Annotated in this window: 2 protein-coding genes; both read left to right on the top strand. The window is 69.6% G+C overall.

Going from position 1 to position 1,364, the window contains the following annotated elements; translation table 11 throughout:
* Window positions 1–1,158 (top strand): phenylalanine--tRNA ligase subunit beta (locus AC1DXV_RS34680; protein WP_477938053.1); only part of this gene is annotated, 1,158 nt, incomplete at its 5' end.
* Window positions 1,159–1,169: 11 nt separating this feature from the next.
* Window positions 1,170–1,364: HU family DNA-binding protein (locus AC1DXV_RS34685; RefSeq protein ID WP_477826865.1), on the top strand; the 195-nt coding region annotated here is incomplete at its 3' end.

Consider the following 1,364-nt stretch of genomic DNA (forward strand, 5'->3'; position numbering starts at 1 on the left):
ATCGGCATGCCGATCACGCAGGCGCAGTGCGTCGGCGTGATGGAGCGGCTGGGCCTGCCGTTCACGCAGGCCGAGGGCACGATCACCGTGACGCCGCCGAGCTGGCGCTTCGACCTGCTGATCGAGGAAGACCTGATCGAGGAAGTGATCCGCGTGCTCGGCTACCCGACGCTGCCGTCGACGCGCCCGCTCGCCTCGCTGGCGGCCAGCGTGCGCAGCGAATCGAAGCGCGGGCCGCACGCGCTGCGCCACCTGCTGGCCGGCCTCGACTACCAGGAGACGATCAACTTCAGCTTCGTCGAGGAGCGCTGGGAGCATGAGCTGGCCGGCAATGCCGACCCGATCCGCGTGCTGAACCCGATCGCGAGCCCGCTGTCGGTGATGCGCTCAAGCCTGCTCGGCGGCCTCGTCAACGTGCTGCGTTTCAACCTGGCGCGCAAGACCACGCGCGTGCGGGTGTTCGAATCGGGCCGCGTGTTCCGGCGCGATGCGTCGGTCGCCAACGGCGCCTTCAGCGTGGCCGGCATCGCGCAGCCGCTGCGCGTCGCGGGCCTCGCGTACGGCCCGGTCGATGCATTGCAGTGGGCGGCAAAGGAACGCCAGGTCGACTTCTTCGACGTGAAGGGCGACATCGAATCGCTGCTCGCGCCGCTGGCGGTCAGCTTCGTCGCTGCCGAGCACCCTGCGCTGCACCCCGGCCGTTCGGCGCGCATCGAGATCGACGGGCAGGCCATCGGCCACGTCGGCGAATTGCACCCGAAGTGGCGGCAGTCGTACGAGCTGCCGCACGCGCCGGTGCTGTTCGAGCTCGACGCCTCGGCGCTGCAGCAGCGCCTGCTGCCGCAGTTCCAGCCGATCCCGAAGCAGCAGTCGGCTTGGCGCGACATCGCGGTGATCGCCGGCGAGCAGGTCACGCACGAGGCGCTGATCGGCACGATCACGGCGGTCGACCCGGGCCTGATCCGCTCGGCGCGGCTGTTCGACATCTACAAGCCGGCGACGCCTGCGGCCGACATGGCCGCCGGCGAACGCAGCCTGGCCATCCGGCTCGAGCTGCTGGACGACGCCGCGACGCTGACCGACGAGCGCATCGAAGCCGGCGTGCACAAGGTGCTGGACAGCCTGAAGGCCCGCCTCGGCGTGCGCCTTCGCGGCTGAGGGAGGCCGCCATGGACGACCACAACGACGACAAATCCCCGGCCCGCGTGCTGCTGCCGACCCTCGAGACGCCGACGCTCACCAAGGCCGAACTGGCCGAGCTGCTGTTCGAGCGGCTGGGCCTGAACAAGCGCGAATCGAAGGACATGGTCGAGGCTTTTTTCGACATCATCCACGGCACGCTGGTGAAGGGCGAGGACGTGAAG

Source organism: Rhizobacter sp. P3_C12 (genome assembly GCF_056402735.1).